Raw genomic sequence first — 16,459 nt, forward strand, 5'->3', positions numbered from 1 at the left:
GGTTCCGGTGGCGGAACCCAGGCCCAGGGCCACGTCAGCGGCAACGTCTGCGTCAGCGGCGGTCCCGTCGGTGCCGCCGAGGCCGAGGTTGACGTCTGCTATTGCAGCGACGTCTGCGGTGGTGTCGGTTCCAGTGGCAGTCCCTAGCGCGACGTCCACTACGGCGGCGACGTCCGCTAAGTCGGACGGCGTTGGGTCACCCAGCAGGCCCAACGACGTCGTATCAGCGGACGCCCCCGCCGAGATCAATGCGGAAGCGGAAAGATCCGATCCGCTGGTCGTGTCCGCAGCATTGGCCGCGGTGCAGCCGAGGGCCAGAAGCCCTCCGGCAAAGAGGGTGCCAAGCAGCCCCCTGCGAAGGTTGGAACTCATGGTGGTGTCTCCTGAAAAAGTTGAGTTATGGGCGCTGTTCCAGCTGCCCGTGGGGACGCGTGCTGCCCTAAGAGGGCAGGGCGGACTCAACTAGTCAGGAGAAGAACCGGGGTCGAATGACACCGGTGCCAGGGCATGATCGGGTGCCTCACCGGCAATGACAAGGCCAGCGAGGGGGAAGGCAAAGTCAAAGAGGCTCAGCCATGCTGCGGAGCCGGAACCGCCTCCGGTCAGGCCGCCACTGCCCGCGCCGGAACCGGGAACAGCCGGAGCGTGGATCGGGTAGGACGACGGGTGCGCAGGCGCGGTGTCGCCGCTCCTCATCAAAGCGGCGCCCTCCGCTGCTGCCGGGAAGGCAGAAGTTACCGCAAGGGCGCCCGCGGCGGTTACGGCCGAAGCGGGTGCCTGTTCACGGCGAATCTCGACGGCGGACTCGCCGGAAGCCGCGTCCGCAGCTTCCAGGGATGCGCCTTCCAGGTCTGCCGCTGCGGGCTCCGGAAGGACGGGAGCGCCGTCTTCGACCACAACTGCGGGTAACTCGGGAACCGGTGCCGGCAACGGTGCAGTGCCGGTGACGAGGTTTGCCACGGGCTCCAGCACCGGAATGGCTTCAGCAACCGGCGGGACCACAGTTTCGGCAAGGGTTGCAGTTGCTCCGTCTGCGATATGGGCCACAGGAGCCGACACTGACGAAACAGTGCCAGCGGGAACCACCTGGTTCACCACTGGAAAGGCCGTAATCAGGTCATCCACGCCGCCCGAAAGCTGGCCGACAATTGGTTGAACCAAGCCGCTGGCAGGCGGGGCAGCGGGAGTGGAAGCTGGCGGTGCAGGCACGGCCGGGACCAAGTTCTCCGTCACCGATGTAACTGAACCGGTGACGCCCCCCAGCAGCGAAGATGTGTCCGGCAGGGTGTCCGCAGACGCGGCGGTCGAAGAAAAACTCAGCCAGGTGAACGCCGCGGCGCCCGCCAAAAGGACAGGCCGCAGGGCACGCCACGGGGAACGAGCTTCACCCATGCGTACCACCCCCAGTACTGATGCATTCGACAACGTCTATAGGGTAAAACGAGATATTGCAGAAAGTCTAGGGACTCCTAAAACAATTCGACAAAACAGAAAACATCGGCATGATTCGTGACAGGCACCTCTTATGCCTGTGACGGCATTTAGCAGGTATAACGCTGGTACCGCCGGAATTCAGTGCTTGTCGTTCGGATAGGTGACGCCAATCTGGGCACGCACACCGTCAAAAAGCCGCATGGTGTTAAGCGAATCCTCCAACGGCATCACGGGGCTCTCGGTCAGTCCCTGCTGGATGCACCTGGTCACCTCACGCAGCTCATAGGTGTACCCCTTGCCGATGACATCGAACTCTTCCGTCCGTCGCTCATCCCGCCCCGTGGCCACGACAAGGTGGCGGGGATTGTTGATGGAACCGACACTTTGCAGATAGCCCCGGTTGCCTGCCACTGTTGCAGTGCGCGGGCCATGGGACAACAGCGATGAGGTGAGCTGGACCTGGGCGGCATGGCTGTACCCGAGCGTCAAGGCGTTCTGAGAGTCCACGCCGTCGTCATTCACAAAGCCCGTCGCGCTCACGGTCTGGGGGAAACCCAGGGTCCCGAGCGCCCACAGCAGCGGGTAGACCGCGATGTCGAGCAGCGCTCCCCCGCCGTCCTGGCGCGCCCAAAGCCGGGAAGTGGGGGAGTAGGGGGCGGGAAAGCCGAGGTCCGCGGTGACCCAATGGATGTCTCCAAGTTCACCCGAAGCGGCAATTTCGAACGCCCGTTGCATGCCGGGCAGGAAGCGGCTCCACACCGCTTCCATCAGGAAAAGGTTCCGGCCGCGCGCTGCATCGATCAGTTCGGCAGCCTCGCGCGCGTTGATGGTGAAGGCCTTTTCGCAGAGGACATGCTTGCCGGCATTGAGTGCTGCGAGCACAATTTCGTGGTGCTGGGCGTGGGGCGTGGCCACGTAGACGACATCCACCCCGTCATCGGCGAGGAGCCGCTGGTAGCCGTGCACCCCGCCGTCGTCCCCGTACGCTTTACCAACCCCGTAGGTGGCGGCGAACGCATCCGCTGTGGCCTGCTCGCGGGAACTGACGGCGTACAGTTCGGCGTCGGCCAGCAGCGCGAGGTCCTGCGCCACGGACCGGGCGATTCCGCCGGTAGCGATGATGCCCCACCGAAGGGTAGCGCCGGAGGCGGAACGGGGATCCGTATCGGACTGGCTGGACAACCACGGCGTTGCGATGGGGGCACTCATGCGCCCATCCTGCCACAGGCGCGCGGGAGGGCTTGGGGAGGGCACGATGGCGGGCACCCCCGTCCCGCTGGTCAGTCACCGGGAGTGCCCGCTGGCTGCGGTGGGCTCCTCTGTCGGCCTGCCTGCCAGCCGAAAGCGGCTGCGGTCGCACTGTTACTTTCGATAGGCTGCGGAGGACAGCGAAATTTGCCGCGTCCGTATCGGCCGTGGCGCTTGCCGCGGGACTCGCTTCCGCCGCCCCCGCCGCAGCGGGCGGCGCTGGCAAAGAGGGGCGCATCGACGGCACCCAAGGTCCTCTATGTCAACGGCATAATCGACGAAAACCAGGCAGCCGACGGCCGCATGCTCGGCGAGCGGGACTACGCCCCGGGCTACGACATCCAGAAGTACATCTCCTGCTTCGGGCCGGACGGAAAGGTGTGGAGCGAATACTGCGCCAACATCGTGATCCTCAGCGCCACCAGTGGTGAACAGCTACAACGGACACCGCTCTTGAAGCGGAACTGTCCGGAACCCCGGCCCCCGACTGGACGGGCTGGGAGTTCACCACCCGTCGTCGGCTGGAACCCGGCGGATGCCTACAGCTTCAAGCATTCATTACGCCTGAGGCAATGCGGAACCACGCACTGCAGTTCACGGGACCCGGTCTGCTCACCGTGTACGTGTAGCAGTAGCCGCAACCACGCACGGAAAAGCCCGGCCCCCTGAAAAGGGGACCGGGCTTGACCTGTATCAGACCTGCTACTTGGTGATCGGGCCGAGGACCGGATCGTCAGTGTAGGCGGTCTTCACATTCTCGGCGGTCACGATGACCGGCTCCAGCAGGTAGGCCGGAACGGTCTTGACGCCGTTGTTGTAGGAGTTGGGATCATTGATCTCCAGTTCCTTGCCGGCCTGGAGGTCCTTGACCATGGTGAGGGCGTGCTCAACGAGCTTGCGGGTGTCCTTATTGATGGTCGAGTACTGCTCGTTGGCCATGATCGACTTGACCGATTCAACCTCGGAATCCTGGCCGGTAACGATCGGGAGCTCCTTGCCGGCAGCCTTGACGGAGGTCAGGACGGCGCGGGCCAGGGTGTCGTTCGGGGACAGCACGCCGTGCAGGGGCTCGCTGGTGTAGCTGCCGGTGAGCAGCGTGTCAGCGCGGCGCTGTGCGTTTTCGGCCTTCCAGCCCTGGGTCACGGCCTGCTCGAAGTTGGTCTGGCCGGAAACGACCTTGAGGGTGCCGTCGTCAATCTTGGGCTGCAGGACACTCATGGCGCCGTCGAAGAAGACCTTGGCGTTGGCGTCGTCGGGGGAACCGGCGAAGAGTTCGATGTTGTAGGGACCCGAACCCTTCTTCTCCTGGAGGCCTTCCAGCAGTGCCTGGCCCTGGAGTTCACCTACCTTGAAGTTGTCGTAGGCCACGTAGTAGTCCACGTTCTCGGTGTTCAGCAGCAGGCGGTCATAGGCAATGACGGTGGCACCGGCATCCTTGGCCTGCTTGAGCTGGGTACCGAGCTGCGTGCCGTCGATGGCGCCCACGATGATGACCTTGGCGCCCTTGGTGACCATGGCGCTGACCTGGTTCTGCTGCTCGGACACGCCGCCATTGGCGAACTGCACGTCAGCTTTGAAGCCTGCACCGTTGAGGCCGTCGTTGAACAGCTTTTCGGCCAGGACCCAGTTCTCACTGGTCTTCTGCGGAAGCGCGACGCCGATGGAGGCGTTCTGCTCGAAGCCGCCGCCTTCGGTGGCACCGCCTGTCGTGGTCTCGGAGCGTCCGCAGCCCGTCAGCGCCAGTGCTGCGATGGCAGCAACTGCTGCGGCCTTTCCTGCTTTACCAAACACTTTCATTGTTGGTTCTCTTTCTCTGTTGTGGTGTAACGGTGTCCAGGCTGCGAAGCTCAGGCTTCCCGAGCGATGGCTTCCTTGGTGGAGGTGGTTTCGTCGGACTGGAGGGGGTTGCTGGGGCCACCGCCGGCGGGGCGGTTGAAGTTCCTGGTGAGGAGGCCGATGATCGACCTCTTGCCCTGGCTCTTGTTGTAGACGTCGAATGCGACGGCGATCAGGAGGACAAGGCCCTTGATGATCTGGGTGAGGTCGGCGCCGACGCCCAGGAGCTGCAGGCCGTTGTTGAGGACGGCCATGACCAGGCCACCAACGATGGAGCCAACCACGGTGCCCACACCGCCGGTGACCGCGGCCCCGCCGATGAAGACTGCGGCGATGGCGTCAAGTTCCCAGCCCACGCCGTCGAACGGGCCGGATGCGGTGGAGCGGCCGACGAAAATCATGCCGGCCAAACCGGCCAGGATGGACATGTTCATCATGACCAGGAAGTTGACCTTCTTGGACTGGACGCCGGAGAGTTCGGCTGCGTGCCGGTTGCCGCCGACGGCGTACACGTGGCGGCCGAGGATGGTCCGGGAGGAGATGAAGCCGTACAGCAGGACCAGGACGGCCAAAATCAGGCCGGGGATGGGGAACGACGTGCCGGGACGGCCGGTGGCGAACAGGTAGGTGGCGTAGAGGATGGCGCCGGCGATCAGGACCAGCTTCAGGGCGGTGACCCACATTTCCGGAACCTCGGCACCCAGGGCCTTGGCGCGGGCACGCGAGCGGAGCTCGCCCCAGACCACGAATGCGGCGGCGGCGATGCCCAGCAGCAGGGTGAGGTTGTTGAACCCGGTGTTGGGTCCCACCTCGGGAAGGTAGCCGGCGCCAAGGTACTGGAAGTCGTTCGGGACCGGAATGGTGTTGGACTTGCCGACGAACTGGTTGAAGCCGCGGAAGAGGAGCATGCCGGCCAGGGTCACGATGAAGGCCGGGATTCCCACGTAGGCCGTCCACCAGCCTTGCCATGCACCGATCAGCGCGCCGAGCAGCAGCCCCAGCAGCACCCCGGCGTACCAGGGGATGCCCCAGTCGCGGATGGCGAGGGCGACAGTAACACCGACGAACGCGGCCACGGAACCGACGGAAAGGTCGATGTGGCCGGCGATGATGACCAGGACCATGCCGATGGCGAGGATCAGGATGTAGGAGTTGCCGTTGAAGAGGTTGATGACGTTGCCGGGGGTGAGTGTCCGGCCTTCGGTGGCGATCTGGAAGAAGATGATCAGTGCCACGAGGGCGAAGATCATGCCGAATTGGCGGGTGTTGCCGCCAAACAGCTTCTTGAGGGCGTTCATGGTTCAGTCCTTGTGTCCGGAAGGTTCTGGATGATCCAGAGGGTCAGGCGGCTTTGCGGGCCGAGGTCATCAGTTTCATCAGGCTTTCCTGGCTGGCCTCGTCTTTGTTCAGGACACCGGTGATGGCGCCTTCGAAGATGGTGTAAATGCGGTCGGACAGGCCCAGGAGTTCGGGGAGTTCCGAGGAGATGACGATGACTCCCTTGCCCTGGTTGGCGAGCTGCTGGATGATGCCGTAGATCTCGTACTTGGCGCCAACGTCGATGCCGCGGGTGGGCTCGTCAAGGATCAGCAGGTCGGGGTCGGTGAACATCCACTTCGCGAGGACCACTTTCTGCTGGTTGCCGCCGGAGAGTTTGGCAACGCCTTCCTCCACCGACGGGGTCTTGGTGCGCAGCGACTTGCGGTACTGCTCTGCCACCGTGAACTCCTGGTTGGGGTCCACCACGGAGTTGCGGCTGATCTTGCGCAGGTTGGCGGCGACGGTGGTGGTCTTGATGTCGTCCAGCAGGTTCAGGCCAAGGGTTTTGCGGTCCTCGGTAACATAGCCCAGCCCGGCGTCGATGGCCTGGCGGACGTTCTTGAGGACCACCTCTTTCCCGTCCTTGTAGATGTGGCCGCTGATGAACCGCCCGTAGGAGCGGCCGAAGACCGAGCGGGCCAGCTCGGTGCGGCCGGCGCCCATGAGTCCGGCGAACCCGACGATCTCGCCGCGGCGGACAAAGAAGCTGGAGTTCTTGCAGACCAGCCGGTCCTGGACGTTGGGGTGGCCCACCGTCCAGTCCTTGACCTCGAAGAACACCTCGCCGATCTTGGGTGTGTGGTCCGGGAACCGCGACTCCAGGGTGCGGCCCACCATGCCTTTGATGATGCGGTCCTCGTCCACGCCGTCCGCCTTGACGTCCAGCGTCTCGATGGACTTGCCGTCGCGGATGATGGTGATGGAGTCGGCGATCTGTTCAATCTCGTTGAGCTTGTGGGAGATGATGATGGACGTGATCCCGCGGCCCTTGAGTCCCAGGATGAGGTCCAGCAGGTGCTGGGAGTCCGACTCGTTCAGCGCCGCGGTGGGCTCGTCCAGGATGAGGATCTTGACGGACTTGTTCAGCGCCTTGGCGATTTCCACCAGCTGCTGCTTGCCGACGCCGATTTCCTTGATGGGCGTGTCCGGATTTTCCCGCAGGCCCACCCGGGCCAGAAGCTCGGTGGAACGGATACGCGCTTCGGACCAGTCGATGACGCCCCGCTTGGTGGGTTCGTTGCCGAGGAAGATGTTCTCCATGATGGACAGTTCGGGGATCAGCGCGAGTTCCTGGTGGATGATCACGATCCCTGCGTGCTCGCTGGCGCGGATGTCCTTGAACTGCTGGACCTGCCCCTGATAGACGATGTCACCGTCGTAGCTTCCGTGCGGGTAGACCCCCGACAGGACCTTCATCAAGGTGGACTTTCCGGCGCCGTTCTCGCCGCAAATGGCGTGGATTTCCCCCGCCTTCACGCGGAGGTTCACGTCCGAGAGGGCTTTGACCCCGGGAAATTCCTTGGTTATGGAGCGCATCTCCAGGATGATCGGCTCCGCTTGCGTGGTCTGGGACGTCATATGCCCTAACCCTCCAATGCAATGACTTCTTTGTCCGGCCGGCAAAGCGCAGGGCCGTCTGATGCAAAAGTAAACTTGATCACGGCAGTTGTCGTCAAGTCTTTAACGCAACGGCTGGATAACGAAAACGATTTACGTCTTTCGAATGCCGGCGTGGCGGAACACCAGGGCGGCCGCTCCCAATGCCTCCGCCCGGTCCCCGAGAGAGGACATGGCCAGCGTTGTGGTTTCGCCGATGACCGGCACGGCGTGCCGGACCAAACCACGCCGGATAGGCTCCAGCAGGAGGTCCCCGAGGCCTGCCAACGGCCCGCCCACCACGATCACCTCCGGGTTGATCAGGTTGGCGACATTGCCCAGGGCGCGGCCTACGGAAAGGCCCGCATCGTCCACCACGCGCAGGGTGGCCGGGTCCCGGTTGAGGGCCTTCCGGACGATGTCCGCCGGGGTCAGCGGCCTGTCCCCGCCGCGGCTCAGGAGCTCGATCATGGTGGTGGTTGAGGCGATGGTTTCCAGGCAGCCGCGGTTCCCGCAGCGGCACACAAGTCCCTGCTCGTGGATGGTTGCATGGCCGATTTCCCCTGTGATCCCAACATTCCCGTAGTAGGGGGCGCCGTTGAGGATCAGGCCAGCGCCGATGCCGGATCCGATCTTCAGGAACAGCAGGTTGCTGACCCCGGTGTGTTGCCCCCAGGTGACCTCGGACCAGGCGCCGAGATTGGCGTCGTTGTCCACAAACACGGGGATTCTCAAGGTTTCCTCAAGATGCTGCAGGATATTGATCCCCACCCACTCCGGGAGGATGGCCCCCTGCGCGACGGTGCCTGTGCGGCGGTCGATGGGGCCGGGAATTCCGACGCCGGCCCCCACCACTGCGGAGCGGTCCACACCGCTGTCCCGGAGCAGTTTGTCGAGGAGGGCAACCGCGGCCTGGATGCCTTCCTCAGCCTGGTGGCCAAGCGGAAGCATGACGGATTCTTCGGCGATGACGTGGTAGCTGAGCGAAGCGAGGACCACCCGCAGGTGCCGGCGGCCGAAGTCGATTCCGACGGCGACGGCGCCGTTGCTGTTGAGCCGGACATTGAGGGCGCGCCTCCCGGAGCTGGTGATCGGTTCCGTGGAGGCCAGCCCCGAGTCAAGCATGATTTTCACGATATTTGAGACCGTGGCCGTGGACAGGCCGGTCTGCCGGGCCAGCTCGGCCTGGGTGGAGGGGCCGTCCATCAGGCTCTCGATGATCCGCTGTTGGTTAAGCTGCCGCAGGGCGGACTGTGAACCGGGATTCTTCGGCTTGCTCCTCGTTGAGCGCGGGGTTGCGGACATGCTAAGAACATTGCCCTATCGCTCGTCTTGGAGTCAAGAAGTTAACGCAAAAGGCACGTTGAGGGAAAACAGTAGAGGCAGGACGATCCGGCCGGAAGCCGGTGTCTCGTGGTGCAAAAGGACCCGCAGCTCTACCCTGCCGGTAGTTAGGCTGGAGAAAGAACCCGGTTCCGGGACGCGCCCGATGATGGAAGGTGGTAGCAGTGCTGCTGGCACTCCTGCAGGCAAACTCTGAGGTCCTTGATCCTGAGGCAAATTGCGCCGCTGTTGATGCTGCTGCCCGCGAAGCTGCCGCCGCCGGCGCCGACGTGCTGGTGACCCCTGAGCTTTTTCCTGTCGGATACGCCCCGATGCCCGTCCGGGCGAAGCTGGACCCTGCCCTCCTGCCGGTGCTCCACCAGAAGCTGGCGGACATCGCGCGCAACAACGGCATCGGGCTCGTGTACAGCCTGCCGCGGGTGACCCCGGAAGGGGACTGGCAGATCAGTGCCACCCTGGTGGACGCCGACGGCACCGTGCTGTTGGAGTACGGCAAAGTGCACCTGTTCGGCTCCGACGAGCGGGCCGCCTTTGCGCCTGCCGGAGAGCGCCCCGCCGTCGTGGACTTCAAGGGCATCCCCACTTCCATGGTGATCTGCTATGACGTGGAATTCCCGGAAGCGGTGCGGGCAGCGGCAGCGGGCGGAGCCGAGCTGCTCTTGGTGCCAACCGCCCTGGCGCACGGGTTCGATGATGTACCTCAAGTGCTGCTGCGGGCGCGGGCCCTGGAAAGCCAGCTTGCCATCGCCTATGCCAACCACTCGGGAATCGAGGATGGCTGCAGGTTCCTGGGCGGCAGCGTGATCGCCGGTCCTGACGGAAGGCTCCTCGCGGCAGCCGGTGAAGGGCCGCACTTGCTGTTTGCAGAGGTGGACCGGGAGTCCGTCCGCCGTGAGCGGGCCGCTGTACCTTACCTGGACGAGCGCAGGCCGGACGTCTACCGCACGTGGGAGGCGTGAACGGCAGGGCTGCGCTGCCCGTTAGCGGACACCCTCAACAAACTGAAGGGCGATCCACAACTCCGCCCGCGTTGACGCCAGTCCCAGGTCCAGGTCCAGAAGTTCCGCCAGCGCATTGACCTGGCGGCGGACACTGTTACGGTGCAGGCCCAGGTCCTTGGCGGTGGCGTCCCAGTTGCCGTTGGCGCCCAGCCACGAGCGCAGGACCTGAAGCTGGTTGTCCCGGCGGCCCGTCTCCTGCTCGAGGACCGGTGCCAGCAGCCTCGCAGCCAGCATTGCGCCGGCATCGCCTCCCAGCAGTCCGGCAACGGACCACGTCAGCTCTTCTTCGCGGACCGTCCTCCTTGTGGCCAGCACCCGCGGACGCAGGGCGGATGCCTTCCGGTAGGCGTCGGCCAGTCCCGGCAGTTCGGCAGCCTGACCGACCACCAGCAGCCATCCCAGCTGCTCCACCTCCGCCAGCAACTGGTCATCCACCTTCAGCCGTGTCACGGCTGCGAAGCCGTAGCCGGTGAGCTCCACCATCTTGGTATCGAACAGCCGCCGCCACTGCAGCAGTTCCCGGACCGGTCCGTCCCGGGTGTCCACTGCATCGGTGCGAACGCCCTGGATCACCCGCAAGGGAACGGTGCGCGTGCCGCCTACGCTTTGGGCCAGCAGGTCCCGCATGTTGTCCAGCTCCTTGCTGCTGGCGCCCGCGAGGCTTTCAGGATGGAGCAGGAGGGCGGTGGCCAGTTGGCTGGGCGCCAGGGAGCCGCTGGTCCGCTGCCGGACCAGGAGTTCCAGCAGGCCCACCACGGAGGAGACCACGCTGTTCTGGGCCGGGCTTAGAGGCTTGTCGGTCCCCAGCACCAGGCCGCCAAGCGTGGCATCCCTGCTGCTCCGCAGCGGATGACCGAACACCATGGCGGAACCGGACGCATCAAACGCCTCGGTTTCCACCCGCGGCCCGCTTCCCGCGAGGAGCCTTTTAACCAGGGGCTGGAGGGCGGAAGGCTCGACGGCGGCGCCCGCGCGGGCACGCACCCTCCCGTCAGCGCCGACCAGGACAGCCCAGGCCGGGACCCGTTGTGTCAGCGCTGCGAGGAGTTCATGCTCCGGCCGCGCGGACAGGACGGCCCGCATCAGGTGGCGGTTAGTCTCGGCAAGCTGGCGGAACACCTGGGCGTTACCGGACTCCAGGAGTTTGGAAAACTCGAGCCCGAGCGCGGCGAACGGGATACTTGCGGGAACCTCCACCAGTGTCAGGCCGTGCTCCCGGCAGGCACGGACGATGTCATCAGGTACCGCAGTGAAGTACGGTTCAAGGCCGAATCCCAGGGCCTCAACTCCCGCTGCCACCAGCCTCCGGACATAATCGTCGGCCCCGGCCACCTGCCCGCGCGCACCTGCGCTGCCCGAGGCCGTGCCGCCGTCGTGCTCCTGTCCGTTGCTGCGGAAGGGCAGGCCCGCCGTCAGTACGAACTCGCCGTCCAGCAGGTACGGCGTGGGATCCTCCAGTTCACTGGGTTCCACCCAGCGCAGCGGCGCCCGGCTGTTGCCGGCATCATGCAGCACCACCACGCCGGCGGGGAGCGCCGCCAGGAAATGGCCCAAGGTCACGGCATCCAGTTGGGCGGGCAGACCTGCTGCCGCTTCTGCGAGTGATGGTGCATTGCGTCTCATGCCTGAAGACTATAGGTCACTTTGCACAGGTTGAGATGCGTCTCACAACCCTAGGCTGGGGGAGGGGAAAACCAGTCCAACCACCTACCGACCTACGAACGGACGTCAATGATGACTGTGCCTACACTCTCCGGCCCGGTTCCGGCCCGCGGCGCCGGACGGCCCACCCTTGGCGCGCAATTGCTGCGCCGCAAACCGATCGCGCAGATGGTTGAAGAAGCCGAAGCAGGGCAGGGCGGTCCGCGCCTGGTGCGCAGTTTTGGTGTCCTGCAACTGACCATGATCTCCGTGGGTGCCACGCTGGGCACGGGCATCCTGGTGATCCTGGGCGAGTCTGTTCCACTGGCCGGTCCAGCCATCTGGATCTCCTTTGCCATCGCAGGCCTTGCGGCCCTGCTGTCAGCTGTTTCGTATGCCGAGATGGCGGGCCTGGTTCCGGTGGCCGGATCGAGCTACTCCTACACCTATGCCACCATGGGCGAGGGCATGGCCTGGATCTGCGGTTGGTGCCTGGTCCTGGAATACGCGGTGTCCGTGGCGGCAGTGGCCGTCGGCGCCGGACAGTATGTCAACGAGACGCTGGCCGTCTTCGGCTCGGTGCTGCCGGATGCGTTCTCGCAGCCGCCGGGAGACGGCGGTGTGGTCAACATCCCCGCCCTGGTCATCGTGGTGCTCGCTACCGTCCTTTTGGTCCGCGGTGCCAAGGAAAGCGCCTGGATCAACACCTCCATTGTGGTGGTCAAGGTGGGCATCCTGGTTTTCTTCTGCGCCGTCGCGTTCACCGCCTTCAACGCCGGGAACTTCGAGCCGCTTCTGCCGATGGGCGCCGCCGGTGTCTCAGCCGCAGCCTCCCGCGTCTTCTTCTCTTACATCGGCTTTGACGCCGCCTCCACCGCGGGAGAGGAAGCCCGCAATCCCAAGCGGGACCTGCCGCGCGCCATCATGCTCTCCATGCTGATCGTCACCACCATCTATGTCCTGGTGGCAGTTGCAGCCATCGGCGCCCGCCCCTGGGGCTGGTTCGACGGCACCGAGGCGGCGCTGGTGAAGATCCTTGAGGAAATCACCGGGCAGCCCTGGATGGCACTGATCTTTGCCGCCGGCGCCGTGCTGGCCATCGCGAGCATCGTCCTGACCGTCCTGTACGGGCAGACCCGCATCCTGCTGTCCATGTCCCGGGACGGCCTTATTCCCGCCATCTTTGGGCGCGTTTCCCGCCGCACCGGCACTCCCGTTGCAGGCACGCTCCTGGTGGGCATCGCCGTCGCGCTCACCGCCGGGCTGGTGCCGCTGGGTGCGCTCGCGGACGCCACCAGCATCGGCACCCTGTTCGCGTTCGCCCTGGTCAACGTCGCCGTCATCTACCTCCGCCGGGCACGCCCGGAGCTGGAGCGGACTTTCCGGGTGCCGCTGTTTCCGCTCACGCCCATCCTCGGCGCCCTGATGTGCGTCTACCTCATGGTCAACCTCGGAGCGGACACCTGGGCAACCTTCGCCGTCTGGATGCTGGTGGGACTGGCCGCCTACTTCGGCTACGGACGCCGCAACTCCAAAGTGGCGGCGCTGGACAACGAGGAATACCTTGAATTGTCCGCCACGGCCGCAACAAGGCCCTGCCCCGTCAAGCCCTGACCTATCCTGCACCCCTTCCACACCACGCACGAACATAAGGCAGACATTCCATGACCATCGCCACCGAGCTTCCGGCCTCCGACCCGTCCAGCACCTCCACCCTCGCGGAGGACGCGCGGCGCCGCCGTCCGGAGGCGCAGACGGCTCCCATCACCATGCTCAACCCGGACTTCCCGTTCAGCTACGACCATTACCTCGCCCACCCGGACGGGCTGGGGTCCGTGCCCGGGGAACTGCTGGGTAGCGAGGTGGCGGTCATCGGGGCAGGACTGTCCGGGCTGGTGACCGCATACGAACTGATGAAGCTCGGGCTGCGGCCGGTGGTGTACGAGGCCGACCGGATCGGCGGGCGCCTGCGGACGGCGGCCTTCCCGGCAGCCCCGGGAGTGGTGGCGGACCTGGGCGGCATGCGCTTCCCGGTGTCGGGCAAGGCCTTCTACCACTACGTGGACCTGCTGGGACTGGAAACCCAGGACTTCCCGAACCCGCTCGCCGAAGCCACGTCCAGCACGGTGATCGAGCTGGCCGGCAGGAAGCACTACGCGGAAAAGCCCTCCGATTTGCCCCCGTTCTTCAGGGAAGTCGCCGACGCCTGGAAGGACGCCGTGAACGACGGCGCCAAATTCGGTGAGATGCAGGACGCCATCCGTAGACGGGACACGGCCCGGATCAAGGAACTGTGGAACGAACTGCTCCCGCTGATGGACGAGCAGACGTTCTATGGCTTCATCGCCGCAAGCGAGTCTTTCAAGGAAGCAGGGTTCGCGCACCGGGAAGCGTTCGGGCAGGTGGGATTCGGCACCGGCGGCTGGGACACCGACTTCCCCAACTCGATCCTGGAAATCCTGCGGGTGGTGTATACGGACGCGGACGACCAGCACCGCCTGATCCGCGGGGGAGCGCAAAGGCTCCCCGAGGCACTGTGGCAGCACGCGCCGTCGGGCATGAAGCACTGGCCGGAGGGCACCTCCCTGGCGTCTCTGCACGCCGGCTCGCCCCGCGGCGCCGTGGGAAAGATCAGCCGGGACCCCGACGGGAACCTGCGGGTCCGGGAACGGTGGGGCCGCGAGGCCAGCTACCCGGCCGTGGTCACCACCTGCCAGTCCTGGCTCCTGTCCACCCGGATCCATACCGAGGAAGCGCTGTTCCCCGCCGAGCTGTGGACCGCCATGGAGCGCTCGCACTACATGCAGTCTTCCAAGACGTTCGTGATGGTGGACCGTCCGTTCTGGAAGGACATCGACCCGGAGACCGGCAACGAGGTCCTGTCCATGACCCTGACGGACCGGCTGAACCGGGCCACCTACCTGTTGGACAACGGGCCTGACCAGCCGGCGGTCATCCTGCTCTCCTACACCTGGAATGACGACGCACTGAAGTGGCTGGCCCTGGATGCCGACGAACGCGTGGAACTCATGCTGCACTCGCTGGAGCAGATCTACCCGGGCGTTGACATCGCCGGCCACATCGTGGGGCAGCCCATCACCGTTTCCTGGGAGGCCGACCCCAACTTCATGGGCGCCTTCAAAGCGAACCTGCCGGGGCACTACCGCTACCAGCAGCGGCTGTTCACTCACTTCAAGCAGGACAAGCTGCCCGAATCCCAGCGCGGCATTTTCCTGGCCGGCGACGACGTTTCGTTTACTGCCGGCTGGGCGGAAGGCGCTGTCACCACCGGGCTGAACGCGGTCTGGGGCGTCGTGCAGCACCTGGGCGGCTCTTCAGCGCCGGGCAATCCCGGCCCGGGCGACCTCCTGGACGAGATGGGCCCCATTTCATTGGACTAACCCGTCACCGGTAGTTGAGCTTGTCGAAACCTAAGGATGCAACTCGCGGTGCTTCGCCGCCAACTCCACGTACCGCGCCGCGTTAGCCCGCACGCCGTCGTACTCCTCCCCGGTGAGTTCGCGGCGCACCTTGCCCGGGACGCCCGCCACGAGCGAGCGGGGCGGGACCACTGTCCCCTCGAGGACAACGGCGCCGGCCGCCACAAGCGAGCCGGCGCCGATCACCGCGCCGTTGAGGATAGTTGCGCCCATACCGATCAGGCAGTCGTCCTCCACAGTGCAGCCATGCACGACGGCGGCGTGCCCCACGCTCACGCGCTCGCCTACCATGCAGGGGAACCCGGGATCGGCGTGCAGCACCACGTTGTCCTGCAGGTTGCTGCCCGCACCCACGCTGATGGCTGCGGTGTCGGCGCGGACGGAGACACCATAGAAGGCGCTGGAGTCCGGGCCCAGGTTGGCATTGCCGATGATCGAGGCCGTGGGCGCAACGAAAGCTGATTCATGGACAGCCGGGGTGGTGCCGGCAAAAGGGTACAGGGGAGCCATGGCAACACCCTAAGCCACCCCTGCGCGCGGCCGCCCGGGTGCGCGATTGTGACTCCCTCCCGGCCCTGCCCAACTAGCTCGCAGTAAACGCCGGGAAAATGGGTTTTCGCGACGTTAAGTGCGATCTAGTTGGGGGAGGGTAAAGGGGGTGACCTAATTGAAGACCACAGTCCGGTTGCCGTCGAGCAGCACCCGGTGCTCGGCGTGCCATTGCACCGCCTGGACCAGGGTGCGGCCCTCCACGTCACGGCCCATCTGCACAAACTGTTCGGGCGTCCGGGCGTGGTCCACGCGGATGACTTCCTGCTCGATGATGGGGCCTTCATCAAGGGCGGCGGTGACGTAGTGGGCGGTGGCGCCAATCAGCTTCACGCCGCGGGCGTGTGCCTGGTGGTACGGCTTGGCGCCCTTAAAGGACGGCAGGAACGAGTGGTGGATGTTGATGGCCTTGCCGGTCAACTCGGTGCAGAGTTCGTCGGACAGGATCTGCATGTAGCGGGCCAGGACGGTCAGTTCGATGTCATGTTCGGCGATGAGGGCGCGCAGCTTGTCTTCGGCCTGCGCCTTGGTGTCCTTGGTCACGGGGATGTAGTGGAAGGGAATGCCGTAGAACTTGGCCAGCCCGGCGAGGTCCTGGTGGTTGGACACGATGGCCGGGATTTCCACCGGCAAGGTGCCGGAGCGCTGCTGGAACAGCAGGTCGTTGAGGCAGTGGGCGGACGTGCTGGCCATCACGAGGGTGCGGACCTTCTGCCCGACGGTGTTGAGGCTCCACTGCATGCTGAATGCCTCGGCCACGGGCTCAAGAGCTGCGCGCAGCTCGGACCCGGAGGCAGCTGTCACCACCTCAACACGCATGAAGAAGTTTCCCGTGGCGGGGCTGCCGTACTGCTGTGAGTCGGTGATGTTGCAGCCTGCCACCAGCAGGGCGCCGGCCACGGCGTGGACGATTCCGGGGCGGTCCGGGCAGGACAGGGTTACTACGTACGCTTGGTTCAGCTGCTGTTCACTCACGCGTACAAGCCTACCCGCGCGGAAGGCAGCGATTTTGGTAGGCTGGGGAGGTCGCAACTGGCGTTGGGTGGCGAA

General features: G+C 65.2%; 12 protein-coding genes and 1 pseudogene. 3 read left to right on the forward strand and 10 right to left on the reverse strand.

All coding sequences use genetic code 11. The features are described from left to right. The 7 genes and pseudogenes from FDW83_RS17265 to FDW83_RS17300 all read right to left on the reverse strand — a co-directional run. A pseudogene (locus FDW83_RS17265) lies at positions 1-372 on the reverse strand (DUF320 domain-containing protein); the annotation flags it as partial. Positions 373-462: 90 nt separating this feature from the next. Beyond that, positions 463-1,392: a hypothetical protein gene (locus FDW83_RS17270; RefSeq protein ID WP_138139313.1), complete on the reverse strand. Its 930-nt coding sequence runs from the start codon at positions 1,390-1,392 to the stop codon at positions 463-465. A 180-nt stretch (positions 1,393-1,572) separates the two neighbouring features. Further along, a complete protein-coding gene (locus FDW83_RS17275; RefSeq protein WP_138139314.1) occupies positions 1,573-2,643 on the reverse strand; it encodes a Gfo/Idh/MocA family protein in 1,071 nt (356 codons plus the stop codon). A 741-nt stretch (positions 2,644-3,384) separates the two neighbouring features. Then, the gene (locus FDW83_RS17285; protein WP_138139315.1) at positions 3,385-4,479 is read right to left on the reverse strand and encodes a sugar-binding protein; all 1,095 of its coding nucleotides are present in this window, start codon (positions 4,477-4,479) and stop codon (positions 3,385-3,387) included. Between the two features lie 50 nt (positions 4,480-4,529). After that, complete coding sequence (gene mmsB / locus FDW83_RS17290) at positions 4,530-5,816, reverse strand: multiple monosaccharide ABC transporter permease (RefSeq protein ID WP_138139316.1); 1,287 nt, start codon at positions 5,814-5,816, stop codon at positions 4,530-4,532. A gap of 43 nt (positions 5,817-5,859) precedes the next feature. After that, positions 5,860-7,416, reverse strand: a complete 1,557-nt coding sequence (gene mmsA, locus FDW83_RS17295) for a multiple monosaccharide ABC transporter ATP-binding protein (RefSeq protein WP_138139317.1) — start codon at positions 7,414-7,416, stop codon at positions 5,860-5,862. 132 nt (positions 7,417-7,548) lie between these two features. Beyond that, positions 7,549-8,739, reverse strand: a complete 1,191-nt coding sequence (locus FDW83_RS17300) for an ROK family transcriptional regulator (RefSeq protein ID WP_138139318.1) — start codon at positions 8,737-8,739, stop codon at positions 7,549-7,551. A gap of 203 nt (positions 8,740-8,942) precedes the next feature. Here FDW83_RS17300 and FDW83_RS17305 point away from each other — a divergent pair, with 203 nt between their 5' ends. Next, complete coding sequence (locus FDW83_RS17305; protein ID WP_138139319.1) at positions 8,943-9,737, forward strand: nitrilase-related carbon-nitrogen hydrolase; 795 nt, start codon at positions 8,943-8,945, stop codon at positions 9,735-9,737. A gap of 21 nt (positions 9,738-9,758) precedes the next feature. Here FDW83_RS17305 and FDW83_RS17310 read toward each other — a convergent pair whose 3' ends face one another. Then, positions 9,759-11,402: a PucR family transcriptional regulator gene (locus tag FDW83_RS17310; RefSeq protein WP_138139320.1), complete on the reverse strand. Its 1,644-nt coding sequence runs from the start codon at positions 11,400-11,402 to the stop codon at positions 9,759-9,761. Between the two features lie 111 nt (positions 11,403-11,513). On the opposite strand from FDW83_RS17310, the gene FDW83_RS17315 reads away from it, so the two are divergent. Together FDW83_RS17315 and FDW83_RS17320 are read left to right on the forward strand one after the other, a co-directional pair. Further along, complete coding sequence (locus tag FDW83_RS17315; protein ID WP_138139321.1) at positions 11,514-13,034, forward strand: amino acid permease; 1,521 nt, start codon at positions 11,514-11,516, stop codon at positions 13,032-13,034. A 50-nt stretch (positions 13,035-13,084) separates the two neighbouring features. After that, a complete protein-coding gene (locus FDW83_RS17320) occupies positions 13,085-14,821 on the forward strand; it encodes an NAD(P)/FAD-dependent oxidoreductase (RefSeq protein WP_171027603.1) in 1,737 nt (578 codons plus the stop codon). 30 nt (positions 14,822-14,851) lie between these two features. Here the strand turns inward: FDW83_RS17320 and FDW83_RS17325 are convergent, their stop codons facing one another. Both FDW83_RS17325 and purU read right to left on the reverse strand, forming a co-directional pair. After that, complete coding sequence (locus FDW83_RS17325) at positions 14,852-15,370, reverse strand: gamma carbonic anhydrase family protein (RefSeq protein ID WP_138139322.1); 519 nt, start codon at positions 15,368-15,370, stop codon at positions 14,852-14,854. Between the two features lie 153 nt (positions 15,371-15,523). After that, positions 15,524-16,384 carry a formyltetrahydrofolate deformylase gene (gene purU, locus FDW83_RS17330; protein WP_138139323.1) on the reverse strand — a complete coding sequence of 287 codons (861 nt, stop codon included), beginning with the start codon at positions 16,382-16,384 and terminating at the stop codon, positions 15,524-15,526. Between the last annotated feature and the right edge of the window lie 75 nt (positions 16,385-16,459).

This window comes from Pseudarthrobacter sp. NamE2, assembly GCF_005796205.1.
GTDB lineage: Bacteria > Actinomycetota > Actinomycetes > Actinomycetales > Micrococcaceae > Arthrobacter.